General features: G+C 65.8%; 1 protein-coding gene and 1 pseudogene. Both read left to right on the plus strand.

The features are described 5' to 3' along the window. The first annotated feature begins 88 nt into the window (after positions 1–88). On the plus strand, positions 89–427 hold the full coding sequence (locus tag G9373_RS45470) for a WhiB family transcriptional regulator (protein WP_167121378.1): 339 nt from the start codon (positions 89–91) through the stop codon (positions 425–427). Between the two features lie 13 nt (positions 428–440). After that, positions 441–656: pseudogene (locus tag G9373_RS45475) on the plus strand (DUF4193 family protein); the annotation flags it as partial. Between the last annotated feature and the right edge of the window lie 124 nt (positions 657–780).

Genomic DNA, 780 nt, shown 5'->3' on the forward strand with positions numbered 1-780 from the left:
GCCACAAGCCCAGGCCCGCCACACCCGCGCGCCCGCCCTGACCGACGGATCGGCTCACCGCTCCCCTCCGAAAGCGACCCATCCCGCTGTGCCTGATCATTTCCACCACCCCCTCGACCGGAACTGGCAGCACCGCGCCTCATGCCGCGGCACCGACACCGACATGTTCTTCTCCCCCGACGGTGAACGCGGCAACGTCCGTGCCCGGCGCGAGCGCGCCGCCAAACAACTCTGCCAAGACTGTCCCGTGCTCGACAACTGCCGCGCTCACGCCCTCACCGCCACCGAGTCTTATGGCATCTGGGGTGGCATGTCCGAAACCGAACGCGCCCGCCACACCCGGCGCACCCGCCGCCCGGCACGACCCCGCGAATGTGTCGCGTCGACGGACCCTCTAACCTGGCGGATCCGAACACCCAGAGCGTGAAGGTAGAACAGCCATGGCCACCGACTACGACGCACCACGAGTCACCGAATCCGACGAGCCGGACACCTCCCTCGAACAGCTGACCGCCAGCCGGAAAGACACCCAGTCCCCCGTCGTCGACGTCGAAGACACCGACACCGCCGAATCCTTCGAACTGCCCGGCGCGGACCTGTCCGGTGAAGAATTCACCGTCCGCGTCATCCCCAAGCAGTCGGACGAATTCACCTGTTATCTGGGGCTTTCTGGGGTCGTCTGCGACGCAGCATGAATGAGTCGATGGAGCGTCGGCGTGTCGTCTATGGACGGGTTATCTGCGGTCCTTACGCTAGTGTCTGTGACGAACGCAACAGCGG

It is taken from the genome of Rhodococcus sp. A14 (genome assembly GCF_011603105.1).
GTDB classification, from domain to species: Bacteria; Actinomycetota; Actinomycetes; order Mycobacteriales; family Mycobacteriaceae; genus Rhodococcus_F; species Rhodococcus_F opacus.